The organism is Acetobacter sacchari (genome assembly GCF_017377715.1).
In the GTDB taxonomy this organism is placed as follows: Bacteria; Pseudomonadota; Alphaproteobacteria; order Acetobacterales; family Acetobacteraceae; genus Acetobacter; species Acetobacter sacchari.
This window is the reverse complement of the sequence record NZ_JAFVMF010000086.1, coordinates 1-265: the sequence shown is the minus strand read 5'-3', so window position 1 is coordinate 265 and position 265 is coordinate 1. Positions and strand designations below refer to the sequence as shown.

Below are 265 nucleotides of genomic sequence, written 5' to 3'. Positions count from 1 at the left end.
CGCTGTCAGGATGCCCACCTTCCGGTCAGTGATATTTACGCAGAATATGTACACTTTGCCGACGTCAGCGCTCCGCTGAGCCTGGATGAAAAAACCAAATTAGGACGACTTCTTAAATACGGTCCTTCACTTGCTGAACACGCTCCCAAAGGCCGCTTATTGCTGGTGACTCCGCGTCCAGGCACGATCTCCCCTTGGTCTTCTAAAGCGACAGATATTGCGCATAACTGCGGGCTATCTCAGGTGTTACGTCTGGAACGTGGTC

Annotated in this window: 1 protein-coding gene; it reads left to right on the top strand. The window is 52.1% G+C overall.

Features of this window, described 5'->3' with window-relative positions; all coding sequences use genetic code 11:
* Window positions 1-265 (top strand): hypothetical protein (locus tag J2D73_RS20355; protein WP_207884243.1); only part of this gene is annotated, 265 nt, incomplete at both ends.